The sequence below is a fragment of the Bradyrhizobium sp. USDA 376 genome, from assembly GCF_054063675.1.
Genome location: NZ_JBSSGN010000001.1, coordinates 3801600 through 3827315 on the forward strand (window position 1 = coordinate 3801600; position 25716 = coordinate 3827315).

At 65.2% G+C, this 25716-nt stretch carries 17 protein-coding genes and 1 pseudogene; 3 read left to right on the forward strand and 15 right to left on the reverse strand.

What is annotated here, in order from left to right; all coding sequences use genetic code 11:
* Positions 1 to 83: 83 nt before the first annotated feature.
* Positions 84 to 248 (reverse strand): DUF3309 family protein, encoded by a 165-nt coding sequence (locus tag ACVJ19_RS17835; RefSeq protein ID WP_018318514.1) that lies wholly within the window; start codon positions 246 to 248, stop codon positions 84 to 86.
* A gap of 181 nt (positions 249 to 429) precedes the next feature.
* Here ACVJ19_RS17835 and ACVJ19_RS17840 point away from each other — a divergent pair, with 181 nt between their 5' ends.
* Positions 430 to 747 carry a polyhydroxyalkanoic acid system family protein gene (locus ACVJ19_RS17840; RefSeq protein ID WP_453950343.1) on the forward strand — a complete coding sequence of 106 codons (318 nt, stop codon included), beginning with the start codon at positions 430 to 432 and terminating at the stop codon, positions 745 to 747.
* Positions 748 to 803: 56 nt separating this feature from the next.
* On the opposite strand, the gene ACVJ19_RS17845 is transcribed toward ACVJ19_RS17840, so the two are convergent.
* The 10 genes from ACVJ19_RS17845 to ACVJ19_RS17890 all read right to left on the reverse strand — a co-directional run bounded on the left by ACVJ19_RS17845 (position 804) and on the right by ACVJ19_RS17890 (position 17926).
* Positions 804 to 1454: a UPF0149 family protein gene (locus ACVJ19_RS17845; RefSeq protein ID WP_063712394.1), complete on the reverse strand. Its 651-nt coding sequence runs from the start codon at positions 1452 to 1454 to the stop codon at positions 804 to 806.
* Positions 1451 to 3001 (reverse strand): IS66 family transposase, encoded by a 1551-nt coding sequence (tnpC, locus tag ACVJ19_RS17850; RefSeq protein ID WP_035681142.1) that lies wholly within the window; start codon positions 2999 to 3001, stop codon positions 1451 to 1453. Before tnpC ends, ACVJ19_RS17845 begins: the two co-directional genes overlap by 4 nt.
* A gap of 50 nt (positions 3002 to 3051) precedes the next feature.
* Positions 3052 to 3408, reverse strand: coding sequence for an IS66 family insertion sequence element accessory protein TnpB (tnpB, locus tag ACVJ19_RS17855; protein ID WP_018273742.1), 357 nt, complete (start codon positions 3406 to 3408; stop codon positions 3052 to 3054).
* Positions 3405 to 3827, reverse strand: coding sequence for an IS66-like element accessory protein TnpA (gene tnpA / locus ACVJ19_RS17860; protein ID WP_424578819.1), 423 nt, complete (start codon positions 3825 to 3827; stop codon positions 3405 to 3407). Before tnpA ends, tnpB begins: the two co-directional genes overlap by 4 nt.
* 92 nt (positions 3828 to 3919) lie before the next feature.
* Positions 3920 to 6706: a malto-oligosyltrehalose synthase gene (treY, locus tag ACVJ19_RS17865; protein WP_453950344.1), complete on the reverse strand. Its 2787-nt coding sequence runs from the start codon at positions 6704 to 6706 to the stop codon at positions 3920 to 3922.
* A 1-nt stretch (position 6707) separates the two neighbouring features.
* On the reverse strand, positions 6708 to 8459 hold the full coding sequence (gene treZ, locus ACVJ19_RS17870; RefSeq protein ID WP_453950346.1) for a malto-oligosyltrehalose trehalohydrolase: 1752 nt from the start codon (positions 8457 to 8459) through the stop codon (positions 6708 to 6710).
* The gene (gene glgX, locus ACVJ19_RS17875) at positions 8456 to 10534 is read right to left on the reverse strand and encodes a glycogen debranching protein GlgX (protein WP_453950347.1); all 2079 of its coding nucleotides are present in this window, start codon (positions 10532 to 10534) and stop codon (positions 8456 to 8458) included. The genes treZ and glgX overlap by 4 nt, the downstream gene beginning before the upstream one ends.
* A gap of 3 nt (positions 10535 to 10537) precedes the next feature.
* The gene (glgB, locus tag ACVJ19_RS17880; protein ID WP_453950349.1) at positions 10538 to 12685 is read right to left on the reverse strand and encodes a 1,4-alpha-glucan branching protein GlgB; all 2148 of its coding nucleotides are present in this window, start codon (positions 12683 to 12685) and stop codon (positions 10538 to 10540) included.
* The gene (gene treS, locus ACVJ19_RS17885; protein ID WP_453950350.1) at positions 12678 to 15971 is read right to left on the reverse strand and encodes a maltose alpha-D-glucosyltransferase; all 3294 of its coding nucleotides are present in this window, start codon (positions 15969 to 15971) and stop codon (positions 12678 to 12680) included. Before treS ends, glgB begins: the two co-directional genes overlap by 8 nt.
* A gap of 11 nt (positions 15972 to 15982) precedes the next feature.
* Positions 15983 to 17926: a maltotransferase domain-containing protein gene (locus ACVJ19_RS17890; protein ID WP_453950351.1), complete on the reverse strand. Its 1944-nt coding sequence runs from the start codon at positions 17924 to 17926 to the stop codon at positions 15983 to 15985.
* Between the two features lie 204 nt (positions 17927 to 18130).
* On the opposite strand from ACVJ19_RS17890, the pseudogene malQ reads away from it, so the two are divergent.
* A pseudogene (gene malQ / locus ACVJ19_RS17895) lies at positions 18131 to 20093 on the forward strand (4-alpha-glucanotransferase).
* Positions 20094 to 20124: 31 nt separating this feature from the next.
* A complete protein-coding gene (locus tag ACVJ19_RS17900) occupies positions 20125 to 21924 on the forward strand; it encodes a glycoside hydrolase family 15 protein (RefSeq protein ID WP_453950353.1) in 1800 nt (599 codons plus the stop codon).
* Positions 21925 to 22104: 180 nt separating this feature from the next.
* Here ACVJ19_RS17900 and ACVJ19_RS17905 read toward each other — a convergent pair whose 3' ends face one another.
* Genes ACVJ19_RS17905 through zwf form a run of 4 tightly spaced genes read right to left on the reverse strand, consistent with a single transcriptional unit; the run spans position 22105 to position 25700 of the window.
* Entirely contained in the window at positions 22105 to 22917 is an 813-nt protein-coding gene (locus ACVJ19_RS17905; protein ID WP_453950354.1) for an HAD family hydrolase, read from the reverse strand.
* The gene (locus ACVJ19_RS17910; protein WP_453950355.1) at positions 22914 to 23456 is read right to left on the reverse strand and encodes a gluconokinase; all 543 of its coding nucleotides are present in this window, start codon (positions 23454 to 23456) and stop codon (positions 22914 to 22916) included. The genes ACVJ19_RS17905 and ACVJ19_RS17910 overlap by 4 nt, the downstream gene beginning before the upstream one ends.
* Positions 23443 to 24192 (reverse strand): 6-phosphogluconolactonase, encoded by a 750-nt coding sequence (gene pgl, locus ACVJ19_RS17915; protein WP_453950356.1) that lies wholly within the window; start codon positions 24190 to 24192, stop codon positions 23443 to 23445. The genes ACVJ19_RS17910 and pgl overlap by 14 nt, the downstream gene beginning before the upstream one ends.
* A complete protein-coding gene (zwf, locus tag ACVJ19_RS17920; RefSeq protein WP_453950357.1) occupies positions 24189 to 25700 on the reverse strand; it encodes a glucose-6-phosphate dehydrogenase in 1512 nt (503 codons plus the stop codon). Before zwf ends, pgl begins: the two co-directional genes overlap by 4 nt.
* Positions 25701 to 25716: the final 16 nt, after the last annotated feature.

The following is a 25716-nucleotide window of genomic DNA, read 5'->3' on the forward strand; positions in this document are numbered from 1 at the left end:
TGCCCACCGTCTTTCTTTCGCCCGAAGTGGTGGGCACGGCGCAAGAGCGCCTTTGCCCACCCTACGAGGTCTTCGCCGGGTTGCTAAATCCGTCCCATGAGCAGCAGGATCAGCAGGATGACGATGACCAGCCCGAGGCCGCCGCCGCCGTAATAGCCGGTGCCGTAGAACGGGCCGCCGCCGATGCCGCTGAAGCCGCCGAGCAGGGCGATGACCAGAATGATCAGAATGATCGTGCCGATTGACATGCGAGTCTCCTCCAGCCCTTGTGGAAAGGGTCGTTTGCACCTGTCCCGTGTGCGAGGGCAACTTGCCGCAGGTTTTATAGTTCCGTCGTTGAAACAACGGCTGACGGATCAACTTGCATGGAACCTTTATGGTTGCAGCCGGCATCACTAAGTGAGGATCAAGCAGCACGGGGGCAGAGCCATGTCAGCACCGTTTGTCGTTTCCATTCCGCATCGTCTCGGCCGCGAGGAGGCGGTGCGCCGGCTCAAGAGCGGGCTTGGCCGCGCGACGGCCAGCATTCCCGTGCTGCAGGTCGAGGAGGAGCGCTGGAGCGGCGACAGCATGAATTTCCGCATCCGTGCGCTCGGGCAGATCGCGACCGGTCAGGTCGACGTCGCCGACGATCACGTCAAGGTTCAGGTGGTCTTGCCGTGGCTGTTGCAGCGCTTTGCCGAGATGGCGCAGGCGACCATCAAGAAGCGCGGGCAGTTGCTGCTGACCAAGGACGATGGAAAGTGAGTTTCAGGGTAAACGGTACGAGAGGCCCACGGAGCCACGGACTTGGTGCGGACGGCCTACGCACCGCGCTTGAAGCGTATAGGCATCCAGAACTGCCGGAGGGCCTCGACGGTTGCTGGAATGTTGCGCCAGGCGTTTTGGATGATGGGCTGCGTTCCCAGCGTGCGCCGGGCCGGGGGTAGCAAGGGTCGACCGGCGTCGTCGATGCAATGGACCAAGATCGGCCGCAGCATAAGGTGTTCGGTTCCATTCGGGGGGAGAAGCCGCGACCAGACGAGAAGCCGAAGCTTCATGACGGCGTAGAAGCCCATGCACCAGGGCTGCGGGTCGACTTCGCCGTCCGGTGATCGCACGAACAGCGGCTCGAAGCTCTCCGGTCTCGTCGACAGCGTCTCGCTGATAGCGTTGTGGCGCATCAGCGTGGCGGCGATTGCCGAGAACTCCTCGGTGTCGTGATTGAAGGCGTCGGGATCTACGCCGAGGAGCGGGCACACCCATTCCTCGGACGCCATCGAGACCGGCCCGGCGACGACCGCGGCCACCGCGCCATCGAGCATGGAGAGCGACGTCGCCCGCGGATGCCGAAGCGTCGGCGACCTGGCGCGCTTGCTGATCCATTGCCCGAGCCGTTCGAACGACATGGCATAGTCCGCCATCGTCGTCTTGCGTGCTTTTCGCGTTCCCCGCCCTTGCTTCGGCTTCGTCATGCCACGGCCCGCTTTTCGGCTTCGCGTGCGGCCTTCCAGTTCCAGGCCAGAAGTTCGTGAAGCTGGTTGGTCTTCGTGGCGCCGCTCACCATGCGATCGAGAACGTCGACGAGATACGCCTCGGGGTCGAGGCCATTCAATTTCGCTGTGTTAAGAAGCGAAGCGAGTATCGCCCAGGTCTCGCCCCCGCCTTCGTCACCACTGAACAACGAGTTCTTTTTTCCGATCGCAATTGGCCTGATCGATCGTTCGACCGTGTTGGTGTCCGGCTCGAGCCGCCCGTCATCCAGGAACGTCGTCAGGCCCTGCCAGCGTTCGAGCATGTAGTCGATCGCCTTGATGAGCGTCGAGCGGCGGGAGATCCCGTCCTTCACCGCGATCAGACGGGCCCTCAACGCCTCCATCAGCGGCTTCGTCTCGGCCTGTCGCGTCGCGCGGCGTTCCCCAGCATCGAGACCGCGGATCCTCTCCTCGATCGCGTAGACGGCCGCAATGCGCTCGATGACCTCCGCGGCGAAGGGTGAGTTCGTCGTCTTGTGCACCCTCACGAAGTTGCGGCGCGCGTGAACGAGACAATACGCCAGCTGGATCTGGCCCGACATCATCGCATCGCCCGCCAGCGAGGCGTAGGCGGCATAGCCGTCGACTTGCAGCACGCCTTCGAAGCCGGCTAACTGCGCCACGATCTCCTTTTTGCCGCGACCACCTGCGAACACGTAGGCGACCGCCGGCGGCGCCGGCCCCTTCCACGCCCGATCGTCCGTCGCGTGCGCCCAGAACTGGCAGATCCTCGTGCGGCCGCGTCCCGGATCGAGCACTGGCATCGGCGTCTCGTCGCAGAACAGCCGCTCGAAGCCGTGCATAGTCTTCAGTTGCAGATCGTAGAGGCCCCTGACCAGCCACGCCGCGCTCCCCATCCAGCGCGCCAGCGTCTGACGGTCGACGACGACACCCTGACCCGCCAGGATCTGCGTCTGGCGATAGAGCGTCGATTGCCAGGCATATTTGGCCGCGGCGATATGCGCGATCAGCGCCGTCGTTGCCATGCCGCCCTCGACGAGCCGCGCCGGTGCCGGGGCCTGGACAATCGGGCCCTCACAGGAGCGGCAGGCGTATTTTGGACGGATCGTGCGGAGCACGCGCAGCCACGCGGGAACCCGATCGAGCGCTTCGCTGCTCTCCTCGCCGATCCGATGCATCTGACCCGTGCAGCACGGGCACAGCGTGGACGCCGGCTCGATCACCCGCTCGACCCGAGGCAGATGCGCCGGCAGCGCGCCGATGTTGCGCTTCGCTTTGCGCCGCTCCGGCCGCGGCGCGTCCGGTTTGTCGTCATTGGCCGGGAGCTGTGAGCCGGCGGTCCGTTCCAGATCAAACGCGATCTGTTCGGCGCAGACGATCGCCGCGCGCTCCGATCGTGCGCCGAAGATCAGGCTCTTCAACGTGGCGATCTCTGCGCGCAGATCATCGTTCTCGCCTTCGAAAGCCAGCACCATCTCGGCAAGAGCCGCAGGGTCAGAGGGGAGATCTTCGGGGCGAAGCGCCATATCGCAGAGCTACACGAACGCACTCGCAATCGCCAGCAAAACAAGACGCTTCAGGCAACCTTCGTCGGCCGCTTCGTCACCTTCGGGACCACACGCGACCACTCCGCAAGACCTTCAATCAGCATCGCCAGTTGCGCCCCCGTCACCGGCATCGTACCCTCGCGAACAGGTGGCCAGGCAAAGCCCCCATTCTCCAGCCACTTCGTCGCTAGAACCATTCCCGAGCCGTCAAAAACCAGTAGCTTCAAACGATCCGATCGCTTCGATCGGAAGACATAAACGTCACCGCTGTAGGGCTTGCCGCCTAATCCCTCCGCTACCAGCGCGACAAGGCCATGAACGCCTTTACGAAAGTCAATCGGCTGCGTCGCGACGAACACACGGACCATTGGACCGAAAGAGATCATCGCGTCGATCTCACCGCCGCCAGCACGCGCTCCAGCGTCGCGGCGTCGACGCCGACGGGCACGCGCACCGTCGCGCCCGCGATCATCACCTCGATCCGCTCGGCCGGATCCGTCAGAACATGCGCCTTATCGATCGCGTTCGGCTGCGCCTCGACGGCGGCCTGGAGCCTGACTTGCACGAACTGCGGCGCTTCGCTCGACGCGAGCCGCGCCTGGCGCCGCCACACACTGAGCAGTCCCCGGTTCACCCCGTTGCGTCGAGCCACCTCGGAAATGCTCGTCTCCGGATCGGCACTCTCGGCCACGATCCGCGCCTTCTCCGCATCGCTCCAACTGCGCCGTCGCCTCTCCCCTGTGATCACCTCGATCCGCTGATAGGAGGCGGCATCATGCCCGTCTTGATGTCTGTCTTGATGCATGGAACGAGCGTCCCTCGCGTTGTCAAATCCACGCGCGAGTCTCGCTCATCCCGTCCACCTAAACGAGGTGGGGTCGTCGTACCGCTATCGTTTCAGGCGCTGGCGCGCTGCCGCGCGGGCCTGATGGCGCTTGCTGCGCGGGCCGCAATGACGGCCGCCGGAAGATCGCGGAAAGCCTGTACGATCGGCAGTGCGTTGCCTGCAAGTCCCGCCGCGGCATAGCCCGTGATATCGACGGTCGCATCGAAACCTTCGATTGCGGGCCATTGCCGGCCCGCTTGCGTGAACGGCGCAAATTGGCGTCCGACCACGACGATCGCGGCGGCGCGGCCGCGGCGACGGGCGAACGCGATGACGTGCTCGGCATGCGTGCCGCGCACCTCCAGCTTCTGGTAGTCGCCTTGCGCGAAAACGTCGGCGAGCTCGTTGCGCCGCCTGAGCAGCTGCCGCGTCCAGGCGAGCTTGAGCCGGCCGTCGGGCCAGGTTCTGGTCAGGGCGGTCCAGTCCGGTGTTTTCAATGACGCCAGCGCCGTATCGCGCGCGGCAAAATCCACGGGGCGGCGATTGTCGGGATCGACCAGCGACAAATCCCAGAATTCGGTGCCTTGATAGAAGTCGGGCACGCCCGGCAGTGTCGCCTTGAGCGTGAGCTGGCTCAGCGAGTTCAACGCACCGAGCAGCGCGAGACGGCGGGCCAGGGCTTGCAGCGCCTCCAGGAATTCGCCTGACAGCGCGGGATCGAGGATCGTCCCGATGAAGCTCTTGAGACCGCTCTCATAGGCCTCGTGCGGGTTGAGCCAGCTCGTCTCCTCCTTGCCCTCGCGCGCGGCCTTGAGCGCATAGGCCTGGATGCGCTCGACGAAGCTTGCATCAAGCGGCCCCTGCAGCGGCCAGGCGCCGAGCAGGGTCTGGTAGAGCATGTATTCGAACGTCGCCGACGGTGCGCGCAGATTGCCGTGGAGCGCAAGATGCGGCGCATTCAACACCTTCCAGCGCGACACCGCGCTGGTCCATTCGCCGGGAATTTCGCTCAGCGCCGCAATTCGGGCGCGGGAGTCCTCGCCGCGCTTGGTGTCGTGGGTGGCGGTCGCCGTCATCCCTTGCGGCCACTCCCTGGCGCGCGCCCGCATCGCCTCGTGGAAGGCGGGAACGGTAAGGCCGGTGCTCGCGGGATCGCCGCCGACCTCGTTCAGCGCCAGCAGCCGATGGAACTGGTAGAACGCGGTGTCCTCCAGCGACTTCGCCATCATCGGTCCGGTGAACTGCTGCACCTTCAGCGCGAAGCGGCGCACGCGCGGCGTGCTGTGCGGGGGCCGGCCGGGCTTGAGCAGATCCATGGTCAGGGCATCGCGCAGGAAGTCGAAGATGCCTTCGTCGGCGGCGAACCATTCGGCGCGGGCGCGCGCGATGGTGTCCTCGATCAGCTTGCGGTCGTGTGCGGTCGCCCCGGCCGTGGTCAGATAGGTGCGATAGACCGGGAAATGCAGCACATAGAGTTCGAGTGCCTGCCGCAGGCTGTCGGCTGAGAAGTCGCGCGTCGAATAATGCCCGTTGGCAATGCGCGCGAGCAGGCGCGTCAGCACCGTGAATTCGCTGGTCAGCAGCGTCTCCAGCACGCGCCGCTTGGCCTCCTTGACGTAAGGCGCAAGCCGCGGCGGCCGGTTGCTGATCTGGCGCCAGGTCTCGTCCAGCGCCTCCAGCCCCTTGGCGTCGACCAGCACTTGCGTGATGACGTTCATCCACTCGTAGCCGGTGGTGCCCTGGACGCCGGCGAAATGCGGCAGGTGCTCGTGTTCGCAGAGGATCTTTTCGATCACCGTATAGAACGGTTGTGTCTTGCCCTGCGCATCGCGCACCAGCCGGCGGAGCCGCTGGCAATATTGCGCGGGATCGCGCAGGCCGTCGATGTGATCGAGGCGGATCCCCTGCAATTTGCCGTCGGCAACGAGCTGCTTCACCAGCCGATGCGTGGCGGCGAAGGTGCCGGGGTCCTCGACGCGCAGGCCAGCGAGCCCGTTGACGTCGAAGAAGCGGCGATAATTGATGTCGCTGGAGGCCAGCCGCCAGTGTCCGAGCTTGTAGTTCTGGCGCTCCAGCAGGTGATGCAGCGCCAGCGTGTGCGCGGGACGGTCCCTGGCGGCACGATAGGCGGCAAGACCGCGACTGATGATGTCGGCGGCGCCCGCGATCTCCTTGAGCTCCAACTTGAAGCGCGGCGCTTCCTTGCGATTGGGGCGGCGTAATCCCGTGTAGCGCGCAGCAAGCGAAAGCAGGCGCTTGCCGGCGTCCGTCTCGGCGGCGTCCGCCTCCTTCACGATCATCCGCAGGATTTCGCCATAGCGCTCGGGCGCGATGGGCAAGCGATGCTCGAAATACCAGGCCGAAAAGCTTCCCTCATCGGGATCGTAACGCAGCTCGATCTCACCGCGCTCCAGCGCGTCGCCATAGGAGGAGCCGAGGATCGGCAGCAGCACGCCGCCGCGGGCGCGGTGGGGCAAGAGGTCCCAGTCGATATCGAAGGCGACGGCGTGCGGCGAAGCCTGGCCCCATTCCAGCACATCCAGCCACCAGGGATTGTCGGCGAAATGAACGCCGACATGGTTGGGCACGAAGTCGATGATGAGGCCGAGATCGTGCTGCCTGAGCGCCTCGCTCAGCCGCGCGAAGCCGGCTTCGCCCCCGAGCTCGGGACTGAGTTGGCTGTGGTCGACGGTGTCGTAACCATGCGTCGAGCCCTTGCGCGCCTTCATCACCGGCGAGGCATAGAGATGCGTGATCCCGAGCCCCTTCAGGTACGGAATGACTTCCGTGGCCTTGTCGAAGCCGAAATCGGCGGTGAGCTGAAGCCGGTAGGTCGCAAGCGGAATGGCGGGAGGCATGTCAACCTCCGAGGCGCCAGACCACCGACCAGGGCGGAAGCCGATCGCCGGCCGCGCTGCCCCAGATCGGCGTGCCCGTGCTGACGGTGGAGGTGATCTCGTGGTCCGACAGATTGGCGAGAAGGCGCAATGTCGTGCCGTCGCCCATGCGCCAATGCGCGCTCAGCATGCCGTTGTCGGCTGCCTCCGCATCACCGAAGCTTGCGCCCTTCAGCCGTGGCATGATCTCCTTGCGGCGGCGCGCGAGCAGGTCACGCACCAAAGTGAGGCGCGCATCCTGCTCCGGCGTGCGGCCGGTCCAGTCGAGCACAGCCGATTGCAGCGTTGCCGGATCGAGCGGGTCGGGCACCTCGTCGCCGTATTTCTCGTAGGCCCAGGCATATTCCTGCTTGCGGCCCTTGCGCACGGCATCGGCAAGGCCGCCCTGGAAATCGCAGAAGAACGGGAAGGGGACCTTCGAGCCCCATTCCTCGCCCTGAAACAGCATCGGCACCATCGGCGCGAGCAGGGTCACTGCGAGCGCCGCCTCGATCTGCTGCGGCGATGCGAGGGCCTCGAGCCGCTCGCCGAGCGCACGATTGCCGATTTGGTCGTGGTTCTGCAGGAAATTGACGAAGGTTGCAGGCGGCAGCTTGCCGCTCGGCTCGCCGCGCGGCTTCTTGCCCCAGAATTCCGAGATCTCGCCCTGGTAGACGAAGCCCGAGGCGAGCGCGCGCGAGAGATCCATGCGCGGGGTCTGGTAGTCGCCGTAGTAACCGGCGAGCTCGCCGGTCAGCATCACGTGCCAGACGTGGTGGTAATCGTCGTTCCACTGTCCGCGATATTTGCCGTTCGGCGGCTCCTGCGCGGCGTCGAGCAGGCTGGCGCGATTGTCGCCGTTCTCCAGCACGAGATGGATGTGGCGCCCCGTCGCCCTGGCAAGCTCGCCGGCGGTCACGCTGAGGTCCTGCAGCATCGATTGTTCGCCGGGAATCGCCATGATGTGGTTGGCGGCGTCTAGCCGCAGACCGTCGAAGCGGTAGTCGGTCAGCCAGGACAGCGCGTTCTCGACCGCAAAGGCGCGCACCTGCGGCACGCGGTAGTCGATCGCGCTGCCCCAGGGCGTATGCGCGTCGGTGAAGAAGGTCGGCGCATAGCGGCCGAGATAATTCCCCTCGGGGCCAAAGTGATTGTAGACGACGTCGAGGAACACCATCAGCCCGCGCAGATGGGCCTCGTCGATCAGCGTCTTCAGATCTTCGGGACGGCCATAGGCGCCGTCGGGCGCGTACCACAGCACGCCGTCATAACCCCAGCCGCGGCGTCCCGCGAAATCGGCCAGCGGCATCAGTTCCAGCGCGCTGATGCCGGTCGCTGCGAGATGATCGAGCTTGTCGATCATCGCGCGGTAGGTGCCCTCAGCCGTGAAGGTGCCGACATGGGTCTCGATCAGCACCGTCTCTTCCCAGGGGCGGCCGCGCCAATCCTGCGCGCGCCAGGCGAAGGCGTCGTGATCGATCACCTCGCTCGGGCCGAATACATCTTCGGGCTGGAAAGCCGAGGCCGGATCGGGCACGTCGATCTCGTCGTCGATCCTGAATTTGTAGGGGCTGCCGACGGGCAGACCAGAAATCTCGGCTACATACCAGCCGTCCTGCCGGCGATGCATCGCGTGCCTGCGGTCGAGCAGGAGATCGACGCGGCGCGCGCCGGGCGCCCACAGCCGGAACGACACGCCGTCTTTCGTTGGCCGCGCCCCGAAGGATGGCCTCATGACGCCCCCGCGAAGGCGAGCACGGAGCGCGGCGGCGCCTTGCTGTCGCTTCCGGAGGGGAAGTCGATGGTGTTGAGCTTGGCATCGGTCGTGTTCAGGATCTGCTGCCAGCTCTTGTATTCGGTCATCTGGGGCAATTTGAATGCGATCTCTTCGGGCGCGGCGTTCAGGACGATAAAGATCGCGGCGCTGCCGGGTTCCATCGGCCCCATCACATAGGAGAGAAACCGCCCATCCGGGAATGTCCAGTCGCTCTCCGTCATCTCGCTACCTGTGGGCGTCAGCCACAGCGCGCCGTAGGAACTGCCGTCCTTCGGGCGCCCGTCGAGCCAGCGATGGCTGCGAAGCTGCGAGAAGCGGCGACGGACGTCGGCCAGATGGGCGACGAAGTCGACCATGTCCTCGCCCTCCTTGCCGAGATTGTCCCAGCCGACCCAGCCGACCTCGTTGTCCTGGCAATAGGCGTTGTTGTTGCCGGACTGCGAATTGCCGACCTCGTCGCCGGCGAGGATCAGCGGGACGCCCTGCGCCAGCATCAGGCAGGCCAGCACGTTCCTGCGAAGCTGCAGGCGCATGGCGAGGATGTTCGGATCGTCGGTCGGTCCCTCGACACCGCAATTGTTGCTGTGGTTGTCGTTGGAGCCGTCGCGATTGTCCTCGCCATTGGCCTCGTTGTGCTTCTCGTTGTAGCTGAAGAGATCGGCGAGCGTGAAGCCGTCGTGCACGGTGATGTGGTTGATGCTGGCGCGCGGCCGCCTTCCGTCGTGATTGAACAGGTCGGAGGACGCCGTCATGCGGCTGGAGATGTCGCCGATCAGGCTGCCTTCGCCGCTCCAGTAACGGCGCATGGCGCTGCGATAGCGGTCGTTCCACTCCGACCATTGCGAGGGGAATGCGCCGACCTGGTAGCCGCCGAGGCCGAGGTCCCAGGGCTCGGCGACGAGCTTCACGGCGGCCAGCACCGGATCCTGCCGGATCGCGGTCAGAAATGACATGCCGCGATCAAAACCGTTCGGCCCGCGCGCGAGCGTGGTGGCGAGATCGAAGCGGAAGCCGTCGACATGGCAGACCTCGACCCAATAACGCAACGAGTCCATCACCATCTGCAGCACGCGCGGATGGGTGAGGTTCACCGACGAGCCGCAGCCGGTGAAGTCGTCGTAGTAGCGCGGGTTCTCGCGATTGAGCCAGTAATAGGAGGCATTGTCGATGCCGCGATAGCACAGCGTCGGGCCGAGGTGGTTGCCTTCTGCGGTGTGATTGTAGACGACGTCGAGCATCACCTCGATGCCGGCATCGTGCAGGCGCGCGACCGTGGTGCGGAAGGAATCCAGCGCATTGTCCTGGGCGTAGCGCGGCTCCGGCGCGAAGAAGGACAGCGTGTTGTAGCCCCAGTAATTGGCGAGCTTCTTTTCGACCAGGATGCGGTCGTCGACGAAGCTGTGGATCGGTAAGAGCTCGATCGTGGTGACGCCGAGCCTCTTCAGGTGCTCGATCATCGTCGGCGAGGACAGGCCGCCATAGGTGCCGCGCAGGTTCGGCGGCACGTCGTCGCGCTTCTGCGTCAGGCCCTTGACGTGGGCCTCGTAGATGATCGTGTCTTCCCAGGGGATGTTCGGCCGGATCTCGCGCCGGCCCCAGTTGAAGGTCTCGTCGACCACGACGGCCTTGGGCATGCCGCGCGCATTGTCGCGCCGGTCGAAGGACAGGTCCTCGCGCGGCGAGCCGGTGCGGTAGGCGAAATGCGCATCGCTCCAGACCAGCCGCCCCGCGAGCCGCTTCGCATAGGGGTCGAGCACCAGCTTGTTGGCATTGAAGCGGTGACCGTGCTCGGGCTCGTAGGGACCGTGCACCCGGTAGCCGTAGAGCTGCCCGGGCGAGACGTCGTTGAGATAGCCGTGCCAGACGTCCTCGGTCTTTTCAGGCAGTTCGACGCGTTCGAGCTCGCGGCGGCCTTGCGTGTCGAACAGGCAGAGCTCGACCTTCTGCGCGTTGGCGGAGAACAGCGCAAAATTGGTGCCGCGTCCGTCCCAGCTTGCGCCGAGGCGTGCGGGCGATCCAGCAGTCAGGCGCATCTGTCAGCTTTCCGGAACGAGGAAGATCGCGGCGAGCGGCGGAATGGTGAGGCGGAGCTCGGGCGTCTTGCCGTCAACGGTCTGAACCTCGCCGATGTTCCCGACATTGCTGCCGCCGTAATGGGCGGAATCGGAATTGAACACCTCTTTCCACTTGCCGGGCAGGGGCACGCGAACGCGGTAGTTGCGATAGACATTGGGGGAGAAGTTGACGATGACGAGGCACCGCGCGTGCTCGTCAAAGCCCTTGCGCAGCCAGGCGAACACGTTGCGGTTGGCATCATCGGTGATCAGCCATTCGAAGCCGGCCTGGTCGCAGTCCATCTGATGCAGCGCCGGCACGGCGCGGTAGAGCCGGTTGAGGTCGCGGATCAGCGCCTGGATGCCGGCATGAACCTTGTATTCGAGCAGGTGCCAGTCGAGCGACTGGTCGTGATTCCATTCGCGGCTCTGCGCGATCTCGGCTCCCATGAACAGCAGCTTCTTGCCGGGGTGGCCGAACATGAAGCTGTAATAGGCCCGCAGATTCGCAAAGCGCTGCCATTCGTCGCCGGGCATGCGGCCAAGGATCGAACGTTTGCCGTGCACGACCTCGTCATGCGACAGCGGCAGGATGAAGTTTTCCGAGAACGCGTAGTGCAGGCCGAACAGGATCTCGCCGTGGTGATGCTTGCGGTGGATCGGATCCTTGCTGATGTAGTTCAGCGTGTCGTGCATCCAGCCCATGTTCCACTTGTAGCCGAAGCCGAGCCCGCCGAATTCGACCGGACGTGAGACTTGCGGCCATGCGGTGGATTCTTCCGCGGCGGTGGTCGCCTGCGGGAAGCGGGCAAAGACCTCCGTGTTGAAACGGCGCAGGAAGTTGATCGCCTCGATGTTTTCGCGGCCGCCATACTGGTTCGGAATCCACGCGCCGGGGGGCCGGCTGTAGTCGAGATAGAGCATCGACGCCACCGCATCGACGCGCAGCCCGTCGATGCCGTAGCGCTCCATCCAGAACAGCGCGTTCGACACCAGGAAGTTCGTCACTTCGGTGCGGCCGTAATTGTAGATCAGCGTGCCCCAGTCGAGGTGGCGGCCCTGGAGCGGGTTGGCGTGTTCAAAGAGCGCCGTGCCGTCAAAGCTGCCCAGTCCGTGCGGATCGTCGGGGAAATGGCCGGGCACCCAGTCGAGCAGCACGCCGATGCCTTCGCGGTGGCAGGCGTCGACCAGCGCGGCGAAATCCTCGGGGCTTCCGAACCGGCTGGTCGGGGCATAGAGGCCGGTCGGCTGATAGCCCCAGGAGCCGTCGAACGGATGCTCGCTGACGGGCAGGACTTCGAGATGCGTGAACCCCATGTCGCGGGCATAGGCCGGCAGCTGCTCTGCCAGCTCGCGATAGGTCAGCCATTCATTGTCGGCCTTGCGCCGCCACGAGCCGAGATGGACCTCGTAGATCGACATCGGCGCCGACAGCGCGTTGATGCCGTCGGGCGCCGGGCGCGGCCGCGGCAGATGCGCCTCGTCGAGCACGATCGAGGCCGTCTTCGGCCGTACCTCGCTCGCAAACGCCAGCGGATCGGATTTCAGCGGCAGCAGATGGCCATGCGGGCCGATGATCTCGAACTTGTAGTGGTCGCCGATCTTCGCATGCGGGAGGAAGAGTTCCCAGTACCCGGCGCCGCGCACCCGCATCGGATGACGCCGCCCGTCCCAGAAGTTGAAATCGCCGACCACGGAGACGCGCCGCGCATTCGGCGCCAGCACCACGAAGCCGATCCCGTCGATGCCGTCGAGCCGCATCGGATGTGCGCCGAGCTTGTCGTAGAGGCGCTGGTGGGTGCCTTCGCCGAGCAGGTAGAGATCGAAATCGGTCAGGATCGGCGGGAAGCGGTAGGCATCCTCGAATTCGACGACGTTGTTGCCGAATTTCGCGCGCAGCTGGTAGTGCTTCGAGCCGTTGGGCAGGGCTCCGATGAACAGGCCGGAGTCATGAACGCGGTCGAGCGGCGCGACCTCGCCATGCTCGCCGACCGCTTCGACATTGGAGGCCTCGGGCAGGAAGGCCCGCACCACGCTCTTGCCGCCCTCGGGATGCAGCCCGAGATAGTGGAAGGGGTCGGAGTGGCGGCCCTCGATGATCGCGTAGGCTTCGGCTGGTAGTTTAGGCATGGGCTTCGCTCTCGGCACTGGACAGAATGCGAAGCAGTCCGGTCAGCGGCGCATGGAGCCCCTCGGGCCGGTGGGACAGTTCGTACTCTACGTCGTCGAACGCTTGATCAAGCAGGAAAAACCTTAACAGGCCTTGCGCTGCTTGCGGATCTTTCGGCCATAGCCGCCGGTCCGTCATGGCCTCCCGATAGGCGTGCAGGAACGTCGTGGTGGCGCGTTCGCGCCATTCGCCGAGCGCGGCCGCAAGCCGGTCCTGTTCGTCGGAAGCGCCGGTGAGGGCGCGATTGAGGGCCACGTTAACCGAAAGATCAATCGAGCGGATCAGGCCGGCGACGTCGCGCGCGGCAGGCAGCTTGCGCCGCTTGTCGGCCAGCGGCCGGCGCGGATTGCCGTCGAAGTCGATGATGAAGATGTCGTCCTTCACGATCAGAGTCTGCCCGAGGCGGAAGTCGCCATGATGACGGATGTTCAACCCGCCGATCCCGGAAGGCAATAGTGCATTCAGCCGGTCGGGCAGGGCGTTATGCGCCGCGCCGAGCCGATCGATCAGCGGCCGGTCCGCTTCCCGCAGGCCGTCGCGGCTCTCAGCGAGGCGTTCGAACACCCGCTCCGCCCGCGCCTTGAGGTCGGAGACCCAGCGCTCGATTTGTGCGGAGTCGATCGGCTCCGGGGCGAGATCGTCGGGCTTTGCCGCAGCCAGCGCGACATGCAGCTCGCCGAGCCGCCGGCCGATCTGCGCCATGAAGTGCAGATAGGGGGCCTGCTCCTGGGTCTCGCGCGGCATCTCACCCAGCGGCAGGACGCGCTGCTCGTCGATATAGCGGTCGAGATATCCGGTTGTTACCGTCCAGCCGTCGCCCTGGTTCTCGACATAGGCATGCAGCACGCCGAGCGCGCTGCGGTGATCGCCGTCGACCAGCTCGACGCTGCCGAGCAGCGCCGGCGTATTGGCGAAGCGGGCCACTTCCGTGAGGTAGTGGCCGATCTCGATCTCGGGACTGGTCCCGCTTTGGAGCCGGCGGTAGATCTTGGCGACATATTGGTTGTCGACCAGTGCAGTGCTGTTCGACTGCTCGATCGCGCGGATGCGCTGGGGCTCCTTGATGGTGTAATCGGCGAACCGGCTGGTGGCCTTGAACTCCAGCCGCAGATTGTTCTCGTCCACCACCAGGTTTTGCGACAGACCCCGCAGGAAAAGCCCGATGAAGATCTGCTCAGTCGCAACGTCAAGCAGCGTGCCCTCGCGCGCGCCCTGGCGCACAGCGGCGAGCGCCTTCGGGTTGAAGCGTTCGCGGTCGAAGCGCACCCACTCGATCTGCATCGGCATCACGTAGCGCGTGGTGACGTCGTCCCGCGTCGTCTCGAAGAACGCGATCCAGGGTCTGTTGTCGCCGATGTCGCTGAATGGCACCGCCGAGGTGAGCGTGGCCTTGATGTGCTTGGGGTTGTGATCGGGATACCAGCGTGTCCGCGACAGGAAGCCCGGCAGCACGTCGCGTTCGAACACGCCGCGCTCGCGCGCCAACGACACCCAGTTCGAATTGACCGGCACCACCAGCGTCTCGAACTCCGGCACCGCGCGCGGCGTTACCGGTTCGGACTTGTCTCGCTCGGTGAGCTGGAACCAGTAGAAGCCGTAGGGCCCCAGCGTGATCATGTAGGGCAGTTCGCCGATCGCCGGAAAACGCGTCCGTCCGAGCATCTCCTGCGGGATGCGGTCCTTCCACGGCGACAGATCGAGCTCGGTCGCCTGCGCGGCGCGCGAGAGATTGGCGACGCAGAGGATTACCTCGTCGCGATACTGCCGGACATAGGCCAGCACGGCGCGGTTGGCCGGGCGGATGAAGGTCATGGTGCCGCGGCCGAAGGCAAGCGTCGACTTGCGCACCGAGATCAGCCGCTTGGTGGCGCTGAGCAGCGAGGACAGGCTGCGCGACTGCGCCTCGACGTTCACCGATTCATAGCCGTAGACCGGATCCATGATCAGCGGTGCGTAGAGACGGGCGGGGTCGCAGCGCGAGAAGCCGCCATTGCGGTCCGGGCTCCATTGCATCGGCGTGCGCACGCCGTTGCGGTCGCCGAGATAGATGTTGTCGCCCATCCCGATCTCGTCGCCGTAATAGATGATCGGCGTGCCCGGGAAGGACAGCAGCAGCGAGTTCATCAGCTCGATCTTGCGGCGGTCGTTGTCCATCAGCGGCGCGAGGCGCCGCCGGATGCCGACATTGATGCGGGCGCGCGGATCGTTGGCGTAGGTGGTCCAGAGATAGTCGCGCTCGACGTCGGTGACCATCTCCAGCGTGAGCTCGTCATGGTTGCGCAGGAACAGCGCCCATTGGCAGCTCGCCGGGATATCCGGCGTCTGGCGCAGGATGTCAGTGATCGGGAAGCGATCCTCCTGGGCGATCGCCATGTAGATGCGCGGCATCAGCGGGAAGTGATAGGCCATGTGGCATTCGTCGCCACGGCCGAAATATTCCTGCACGTCCTCCGGCCATTGATTGGCTTCGGCCAGCAGCAGCTTGCCCTTCGAATAGGAATCCAGCTCCTGGCGCAGGCGCTTGATGATCGCATGCGTCTCCGGCAGGTTCTCGTTCGAGGTGCCCTCGCGCTCGCAGAGGTAGGGAATGGCGTCGAGCCGGAAGCCGTCGACCCCGGCGTCCAGCCAGCGCTTCATCACCTGGATGATGGCGCTGACCACGCGCGGATTGTCGAAATTGAGGTCGGGCTGGTGCGAGAAGAAGCGGTGCCAGTAGAACGCGCCGGCCTCCGGATCCCAGGTCCAGTTCGACTTCTCGGTGTCGGTGAAGATGATGCGGGTGCCCTGGTATTTCTGGTCGGTGTCGCTCCAGACATACCAGTTGCGCGCGCTCGAGCCCGGATGGCTGCGGCGCGCGCGCTTGAACCATTTGTGCTGGTCGGAGGTGTGGTTGACGACGAGCTCGGTGATGACCCGCAGGCCGCGCTTCTGCGCCTCCTGGATGAAGCGCTTGAAGTCCTTCATCGTCCCGAAATCGGAATTGACCGCGCCGTAATCGCCGATGTCGTAGCCGTCGTCGCGGCCGGGCGACGGGTAGAACGGCAGCAGCCACAGCGCGGTGACGCCGAGCTCCTGGAGATAGGGCAGCTTCTCGGTCAGGCCGGCGAAGTCCCCGATGCCGTCATGGTTGCTGTCCGCAAAGGCCTTGACGTGGAGCTGGTAGATGATCGCATCCTTGTACCAGAGCTCATCCACGACCTCGGCAGCCTCAGCCTTCTTGGTATCGACGGAAGATAGAACATTCATGGCGTGACCCCTTACGCCAGGCAGCGGAACAAGAGCGCCGGATCGCGGTCGGGATCGATACGCAACCTGACCCCGCCCCATTCGATGCGGGACTGTTCGCCGGTGAGGAGGTTTTCGAGTGCCGTCACATGGTGTCGCTCTTCGCCGGCGTCAACAGTGACGTCGCCGAGCGGCAGCCAGAATTCGCGCGCATGGCGCGAGAGCGCAATCACGACGACGACGCTGTTTGCGGAATCGGCCGCCTCCCTGGCGAAGGCGATCGTCTCGCCATCCTCGATGCCGAGGAAGCGAAGGTTCGCGGTCTGCTGAAGCGCCGCGTTGTCGTTGCGGATCCGGTTGAGCGCGGCAATGTAGGGCTTGATGTTGCCGGGCTTGTTCCAGTCGCGCGTCTTGATCTGGTACTTCTCGGAATCGAGATATTCCTCGCGGCCGGGAATCGCCTCGTGCTCGAGCAGCTCGAAGCCGCCAAAGATCCCGTAATTGCCCGACAGCGTCGCGGCGAGCGCGAGGCGCGATTTGAATGCCCAGGCCTCGCCGCTCTGGAGATGATAGGGCAACAGGTCGGGCGTGTTGACGAAAAGGTTCGGGCGATAGAAGTCCCGCTCGGGATAACGGGTCAGCTCGCCAAGATATTGTTCCAGCTCCCACTTCGCCGTGCGCCAGGGAAAGTAGCTGAAGGACTGCGCGAAGCCGAGCTTGGCGAGGCCCTTCATCAGCTTCGGCCGTGCAAAGGTCTTGGAGAACAGGATCACCTCGGGATGCCGGCGGCGGATGTCGCCGATCAGCCACTCCCAGAACGGAAGCGGCGCGGTGTCGTGATTGTCGATGGCGAAGATGGTGACACCATGGTCGATCCAGAACAGCATGGCGTCGCGGAACGCGTTCCACAGTCCGGCGCGATCGACGCAGCGGAAGTCGGGGATGACGATGTCCGAATAGGGCCCATCCGCCGTCCGCACCGAGCGGTCCGGCCGCCATTTGAACCATTCCGGATGCTGCGTCAGCCAGGGATGGTCCGGCGAGCACTGCACCGCGAAATCCAGCGCGAGCTCGAGCCCGTATTCGAGACACGTGGCGACCAGCGCGCGAAAATCCTCGATCGTACCGAGCTCGGGATGCAGCGCATCGTGCCCGCCCTCGGCGGTGCCGATCGCATAGGGCGAGCCGGGATCGCCCCCGCTCGCTACCGGCGCGTCGTTGCGGCCCTTGCGGCGAGTGTGTCCAATGGGGTGGATCGGCGTGAAATAGAGCACGTCAAAGCCCATCGCGGCGATATCAGGGACGCGTGCAATGCAGTCGCGGAGCGTGCCGTGCTGGCCGGGGACCTCGCTCTGGCTGCGCGGCATCATCTGGTACCAGGCGCCGAAGCGCGCCTTGTCGCGGTCGATGATCAGCGGGAAGAGCAGCGAGCGCGTCAGGTCGGGCCGCGACTGGCTCTCGGCCATGGCCTCGCCGAGCTCGGTCGCGAGCAGCGGCGTAACGTCGCCGGTCTGGAGATAATCCTCGCATCGCTTGATGATGATCGCCGCGGCGTCCTGCCCCGCGCCATGCGCCTTGGTCAGGAGCCCGGCGCCCTCGATCGCATCAAGGCTGACATCGGCCCCGGTCCGCCGCTTGCGCGCGATCGCGTGCGACCAGGTCGCGAACTCGTCGGTCCAGGCCTCGATCGCGTAGACATATTGGCCGGGCTCAATGGGCGTGAACGTGCCGGACCAGCGGTCATTGCGGTGATTGGTCATCGGCTCGCTCCGCCATTCGCGGTCCTGCTCGCGGCGCCAGATCAGCGCGGCTGCGATCACGGCGTCGCCGTCGCGATAGATGTCGGCCCAGACCTCGACCCGTTCGCCCGCGATCCGCTTCACGGCGAAGCGGCCGCCGTCGATCAGGGGATAGACGTCTTCGATGAGGAAAGCGCCGGCTGCGGCACTCTCGACAGTTTGAATTGTCTTGTTCACGGTGATGCCATTGACAAGAAAGCAGGAGCCCGTTTCCCTTGTCGGGAACCTACGCTTGGTACCAGTATAGAAAGCCGCTTGTGTGTCATTGGTTCCCTGGGGAACGGCAAGCGCAGTTTGCGAGTTACCCCTGACTAACCTCTTCCGCGACCTCGTTAAAATCCCTGCCCTTGGCCAAACGATGGCCTGCAAGCTGCGTGCCGAATGGATCTTTTAGCTCAAGCCCGGATCAAGGGCGTTCAGTCCGAATTCGTTGACGCCCTCGGCAAGCTGCGGGTCACCGCGCCCGAGGCGCTCAAATCCATCCTCGATGCCCTGCCGGAGAAGCGGGTCTACCGCTTCGTCAGCGGGCCGGTCGTGGTCCGCGCCCTGGGACATCCGCGCACCGAACTGGCGGCAACCGGGACGCCGCCGCTGCAATGGAAGGTCCTCGGCAACGGCAATGTGATCGCGCAAGGCGAGACGCGCGAGCCCGTCATCGCCTGGCCCGCCGGCCTGCCGCTCGGCTATCACCGCCTGACGCTGACGGATGCCGGGGGCGCGACCGAAGACGTGCCGATGATCGTGGCGCCCGAGCGCGCCTTCGGCGGCGATTTCGATCGCGGCTGGCTGCTCGCCGTGCAGCTCTACAGCGTCCGCTCGGACCGCAATTGGGGCATCGGCGATTTCACCGATCTCGCCGGTCTCGTCCGGCTCGCCAAGCAACTCGGCGCCGACGGCGTCGGCCTCAATCCGCTGCATGTGTTGTTCGACGATCAGCCGGCCGATTGCAGCCCCTATTCGCCGAACAGCCGGCTGTTTCTCAATCCGCTCTATATCGACGTCGAGGCGATCCCGGAATATTCCGCCGACCTCGTCCCCGACGCGGCCGCCACTGCCGCGCGGCTGCGCGAAGGCGACCGCGTGCCCTATGCGGATATGGCGGCGCTGAAATGGCTGGCCTTGCGCGCTGCCTTCAACAGCTTCGTGACGAGCGCGAGCGCGGCACGGCGCAAGGAGTTTGACGCCTTCCGCGCCGCCCGCGCGCCGCTTTTGTCCCGCTTTGCCTGCTTCGAGGTGCTGCGGCATCGCTTCAACCGGCCGTGGTGGGAATGGCCGTCCGAATGGCAACAGCCGGACGAAGCCAAGTGCGCCGAGCTGCACAAGGGGCCTGACAGGCGCGAGGTCGAGTTCGTCGAATTCGTGCAGTGGACGGCCGACAGCCAATTGCATGCCGCCAAGGTGCTGGCCGGCCAGCTCGGCATGCGCGTCGGGCTCTATCTCGACGTCGCCGTCGGCGTGCAGTCCAATGGCTTCGATGCCTGGAACGAGCAGACCGCGATTTCCCGCCACCTCGCCGTCGGCGCGCCGCCCGACGTGCTCAACACCGTCGGCCAGGACTGGGGCCTCGCGGGCTTCAATGCCGGCGGCCTCGAGGCGCAATCCTTCGTGCCGTTCGCCGACATGCTGGCGGCGTCGATGCGCCATGCCCGGCGCCATCAGGCTCGATCACGTGCTCGGGTTGAAGCGGCTTTATCTGGTGCCGCGCGGCTTCAAGCCCGACAACGGCGCCTATGTGCAGATGCCGTTCGAGGCGCTGCTCGCCGCGGTGGTGCGCGAGAGCGCGGCCCACAAATGCATCGTGATCGGCGAGGACCTCGGCACCGTGCCGGAAGGCTTTCGCGAGACCATGCAGGATTTCGGCATCTGGTCCTATCTCGTCATGATGTTCGAGCGCGACGATGCCGGCCATTTCCGCAATATCGATCATTACCGGCCCAACGCGCTGGTGACGCTGAACACGCATGACCTCTGCACCTATGCAGGCTGGCGCTCCTTCAGCGATCTCAAGATGAAGCGCTCGCTCGGACTCGATCCCGGCGAGAACGACCAGGCCCGCTGGGATGCGCTCGGCATGCTCGACCAGATCCTGCGCCAGAACGGCATCGGCGCCAACGACCTCTATTCGGTGCTCGCCTTCCTCTCGCGCACGCCCTCGCGCCTGCTGGCGGTGTCCATGGAGGACCTGCTCGGCGTGATCGACCAGCCCAACATTCCCGGCACGATCGACGAGCATCCGAACTGGCGCCAGCGCCTTCCTGTTACGCTCGACAGGATCGCCTCCAAGGTCGATCTCGCGGCTTTGAAGGCCGCGACACGGGAACGTTCGCTGACCGGCGGGAGTTGAACAGCCGGGGGCTTCCCAGGCTCGTACGACATTGATGCAAAGGATCGAGGACTATGCGCTGATCGGCGACTGCGAGACCGCGGCGCTGGTCGGGCGCAACGGCTCGATCGACTGGCTGTGCTGGCCCGCCTTCGATTCCGACGCCTGCTTTGCCGCCATCCTCGGCACGCCCAGGAACGGCCGCTGGCTGGTCGCGCCAAGCGGGGAGGTGACCGGCATATCGCGCCGCTATCTCGGCAATACCCTCATCCTCGAAACGCGATTTGAGACGAAGAGCGGCTCCGTCGCGCTGATCGACTTCATGCCGCCGCGCGGCAAGGCGTCCGACATCGTGCGGCTGGTGCGCGGCGTCAGCGGCAAGGTCGGGATGCGGATGGAGCTTGTCATCCGCTTCGGCTTCGGCGCCGACATTCCCTGGGTGCGACGGATCGACCACGCGCTGCTTGCGGTGGCCGGCCAGGACATGACGGTGCTCCGCACGCCGGTGAAGACCCGCGGCGAGGATCTGACCACGGTGTCAGACTTCGAGGTGAGGGCAGGCGAGACGATCCCTTTCGTGCTGACCTACGGCCCCTCGCACCTCGATCCGCCCGGGCCGATAGATCCTGAGCTCGCGCTTAAGGAGACCGAGAATTTCTGGCAGGACTGGTGCCGCCAATGCACCCGCGACGGCGATTATCACGATCTCATCCTGCGCTCGCTGATCACGCTGAAAGCGCTGACCTTCGCTCCCACCGGCGGCATTGTCGCTGCGCCGACCACCTCACTGCCGGAAAAGCTCGGCGGCAGCAGGAACTGGGATTACCGCTTCTGCTGGCTGCGCGATGCGACCTTCACGCTGCTGGCGCTGATGAATTCGGGCTACACCGAGGAAGCCTCGGCCTGGCACAACTGGCTGCTGCGCGCGGCCGCCGGCTCGCCGTCGAACATGCAGATCATGTACGGCATCTGGGGCCAGCGCCGGCTCTTGGAATGGGAGGCGGCCTGGCTCGCTGGTTATGAGGGCGCGCGGCCGGTGCGCGTCGGCAACGCCGCGCATGCGCAGCTCCAGCTCGACGTCTACGGCGAACTGATCGACGCCTTCCACCAGTCGCGCATGGCCAAGCTGAAGCTCGACGACGAGAGCTGGGCGCTGGAATGCAACGTGCTCAACCATCTCGCGGAGGTCTGGGACCGGCCCGACCACGGCATCTGGGAGCGCCGCGGGCAACCCAGGCACTACGTTTTCTCCAAGGTGATGACATGGGTCGCCTTCGACCGCGGCATCAAGAGCGCCGAGACCTTTGGCTTCAAGGCGCCGCTGCTGCATTGGCACGCCTTGCGCGAAGCCATCCACCGCGACGTCTGCAACGACGGTTTTGACGCGGAGGAGAACGCCTTCGTCGAGTCCTATGGCTCGAAACTGCTCGATGCCAGCGTGCTGCTGCTGCCGGCGGTCGGCTTCCTGCCGGCGGAAGACCCGCGCATCCGGGGCACCATCGAGGCTGTCGAGAGATGCCTGATGCGCGACGGCTTCGTGCTGCGGCACGATCCGCGCGAGCTGCCTGCGGGACAGCCGCCGCTTGAAGGCGCGTTCCTCGCCTGCAGCCTGTGGCTTGCCGATGCCCATGTGCTGTCGGGCGATCTCGACAAGGCGCAGGTCTTGTTCGATCGCGTAGTGGGTGTCGCGAACGATGTCGGGCTACTCGCCGAAGAATACGACTCCGTGGCCCGGCGTCAGACCGGCAACTTCCCGCAGGCGCTGACCCACATCGCGCTGATCAACACCGCGCACAACCTGTCGGCGGCAAGACAGAAGAGCGAGAAGCCGGCGATGCAGCGGTCGAAGTGAATTTGGATCAGCCCTGAGTGTATCCAGAGCGCAGGTGCGCTCCCTCCCCCGCTTGCGGGGGAGGGCTGGGGTGGGGGTGTCTCCGCGGGGCGAGAGCCCCCAAGAGGAAAGAACCCTCACCCGCCGCTACGCGGCGACCTCTCCCGCAAGCGGGAGAGTCGAAACTAGCCGGCAGCCTGCCTAGCCAACCCCATTTCGCTTCAAGATCACCTCCATCGCCTCGGCAAAACCGTCCTGCTCATTGCTCGCGGTGACGTGGGTCGCCTGGTCCTTGACGTTGTCGGCGGCGTTGCCCATGGCGATCGAGGTGCCGCTGACGCGGAACATCGCGAGGTCGTTCTGCATGTCGCCGATGGTGGCGACCGCGTCGGTCGAGATGTCCAAGCGCTTGGCCATAAACTCGACGAACGTGCCCTTGTTGAAGCCGGGCGGCGTGATGTCGAGATAATAGGTCTGCGAGCGCACCGCGGTGGCCTCGCTGCCGAGCGCCTCCTGCATCGCTTTCTCGCAAGCTGCGAGCCCGGCCGCGTCGGCGCTGGCGCCGACGATCTTGCAGGCGCTCGCAAGATACGGCGCGAAATCCGTGACGATGGTCGGATCGGAGCGGATCGTGTGCCGCTCATGCGCGACGTATTTACCACTGGGATTGTCGATCAGCCATTTGTCGGTGGTGAACAGCCAGATGTCGGCGCCGTAGTCGCGGAGGATCTGCAGGGACCGCGCGGCGGCGCCCGGCGGAATCAGGTGCTGCTCGACCGGCCTCATCTCGGGATCGACGATCGAGGAGCCGTTGAAGGGGCCGACCGGCAGCCACAGCGCCAGCGGCTCGATCAGGAAACGCATGCCGATCGCAGGGCGGCTGGAGGTGATGGTGAAGCCGATGCCGGCCTGGTGCAGCCGCTGCACTGCACTCCGCGCGCGGTCGGTCAGCGTCTTGTCCTTGGTCAGCAGCGTGCCGTCGACGTCGGAGACCACGAGTGAGATGGGAGTCATGGCAGAACCTTGGGTATTGTGCCGCCCAGCTTCAATTGCCTTACGATGCCGTCCACGATCGCCTCGACGGTCTCGTCGATCGAGACGGTGAGGACGTGCTCGCCCGCTTCCGGCGGCTCCAGCGTGTCGAACTGGCTCGTCAGCAGCCCGGGCGGCATGAAATGGCCCTTGCGCTGCGCGAGCCGCTCGGCGATCAGCTCTTTCGTCCCCTTCAGGAACACGAAGCGGACGTCGTCGCGTCCGCGCAGCAGCACGTCACGATAGGTGTGCTTCAGCGCCGAGCAGGCGATGATGATATGCTCGCCGCGTCCGCACACCCGTTCGATCTCGTCGGCGATGGCGTTGAGCCAGGGCCAGCGGTCCTCGTCGGTGAGGGGATGGCCGGCCCGCATCTTCTCGACATTGCTGGCAGGGTGGAAGCTGTCGCCGTCCTCGAAGCGCCAGCCGAGCCGCTCGCCGAGCGCTCCTGCGACCGTGCTCTTGCCCGAACCCGACACGCCCATCACGATCAACGCACAAGGTGCTTCAACGCGGTCCACGAATTTCCTCCGGAAGCGCGGCCCTGTCGACCAGCCAGACGGTCTCACCATTCGAGCGCGCGCGTAAGGCCGGCAGATTCTCGCCATTGAGGAGGCGCGTCAAGATCGGCCGCTTGTCGTGCCCGGCAATCTCGAACAGCATTTCGCGGCAGGAGGCCAGCGCGGGCAGGGTGAGCGAGACCCGCGGCAGGAAGGGCGCGACATTGGCCTTGGGAACGCCGACGACCCAGCGCCGGGTCTCCTCGATTTCAGGGTAGCCGGGAAACAGCGATGCGGTGTGGCCGTCCGGTCCTGCGCCCATCAGGACCAGGTCGAACAGCGGCCGCGCGGGATCGAGCCGGTCCGCGCCGTAGAAGGCCTGCAGCTCGCGCGCATAGGCTTCGGCACCGGCATCGGGATTTTCAGTCGTGGTCGGGATCGGGTGGATATGGCCGGCAGGCGCATCGCGATCGAGAAATGTCGCCCGCGCCACCACCATATTGTTGAGAGGATCGCTTTCAGGCACGAACCGCTCGTCGCCGATGAACCAGTGCACGCGGTCCCACGGGATCCTGCCGCGCCAGGCATCGCCGCCAAGCAGCTGGTAGAGCTTCTTCGGGCTCGACCCGCCCGTGAGGCAGATCGCGATACGCCCGGGATTGGCACCGATCCGCGCCATCACCCGTTCGGCCGCGGCCTGCGCCAGCGCCTCGGCATCGGCTTCGACGATCAGCTTCGGCTGTCCGGCCGCAATCACGAAAATTTCCGCCAGCTTCGTCCGTCGCGCCGGAGCAGTTCGTCGGCGCAGGCCGGGCCGTCGCTGCCGGCTTCATAGGTCTCGATGCCGTTGGTGCCCGCGCTCTTCCAGGCATCCAGGAACGGCTGCACCGCCTGCCATCCGGCCTCGATGCCGTCGGCGCGCTGGAACAGGATGTTGTCACCGATCATGCAGTCGTAGATCAGCGTCTCGTAACCGGTCGACGGGTCGGCGCGGAAATAGTCGCCGTAGCGGAACTTCATCTCGACGCCGTCGATGGTGATGCTCGGCCCCGGGATCTTGGCGTTGAATTGCAGCTCGATGGTCTCGGTCGGCGCGATGCCGATGGTGAGGAAATTCTGCGACAGGCGGTCGACGTCCGTGCCCGAAAACATCGACAGCGGCGCCTGCTTGAACTTGATCGCGACTTCGGTGCGCTTGTGACCCAGCGCCTTGCCGGTGCGCAAGTAAAAGGGGACGCCGGCCCAGCGCCAATTGTCGATCATCAGCTTGAGCGCGACAAAGGTCTCGGTGGTGCTGTCGGACTTGACGTCCTCGGTCTTGCGATAGTCCGTGATCTCGTCAGTGCCGCTGCGGCCGGCGAGATATTGCGCGCGCACCGAATTCTTCAGCGCCTCTTCCCGGCTTGGCTGCTGGATGGAGGTGAGCACGTCAGCCTTCTCGGAGCGCACGGAATGTGCGTCGAAACGCGCAGGCGGCTCCATCGCCACCAGCGACATCAACTGGAACAGATGGTTCGGCACCATGTCGCGCAGCGCGCCGGTGGCATCATAAAAGCCGCCGCGATGGCCGACGCCGAGCTTCTCCTCCACGGTGATCTGGATGTGATCGATGTGGTTGCGATTCCAGATCGGCTCGAACATGCCGTTGGCAAAGCGCAGCACCAGGATGTTCTGCACCGTCTCCTTGCCGAGATAATGATCGATCCGGTAGATCTGGTGCTCGTCCATGATCTTCAGCAGCTCGGCATTCAGCGCCTTGGCCGAGGCGAGGTCGGTGCCGAACGGCTTTTCGATCACGAGCCGTCGCCAGGCGCCGTTCTCCTTCATCATGCCGGTGCGGCCGAGTTCGCGCGCGGTCGGCGCGAACGCGGCGGGCGGCGTTGCCAGATAGAACAGGCGGTTTCCGCCGGTGCCCTGCGCGCATTCCAGCGAATCCAGATGCTCGCGCAGGCGGTCGAAGGATGGGGGATCCTTCGGATCAGCCTCGACGAAGGTCACGCATTCCAGCAGCTTCTTTGCGATGTCGTCGTCCACAGGACGGGTCGCGAACTGGTGCAGTCCCTTCAACAGGCTGTTGCGCAGCTCATCATCCGACTGACCCTTGCGCGCCACGCCGACGACGCAGAACTTTTCCGGCAGCAGGTGCTCCGCCGCCAGATTGTAGAGCGACGGCATCACTAGGCGATGGGTAAGGTCGCCGGTGACACCGAAGATCACGAAGGCGCAATTTTCCGGCTTGCGCTTTGTCTGCGGGTCTTTTGTCACGAACTGTCGGCCTTCG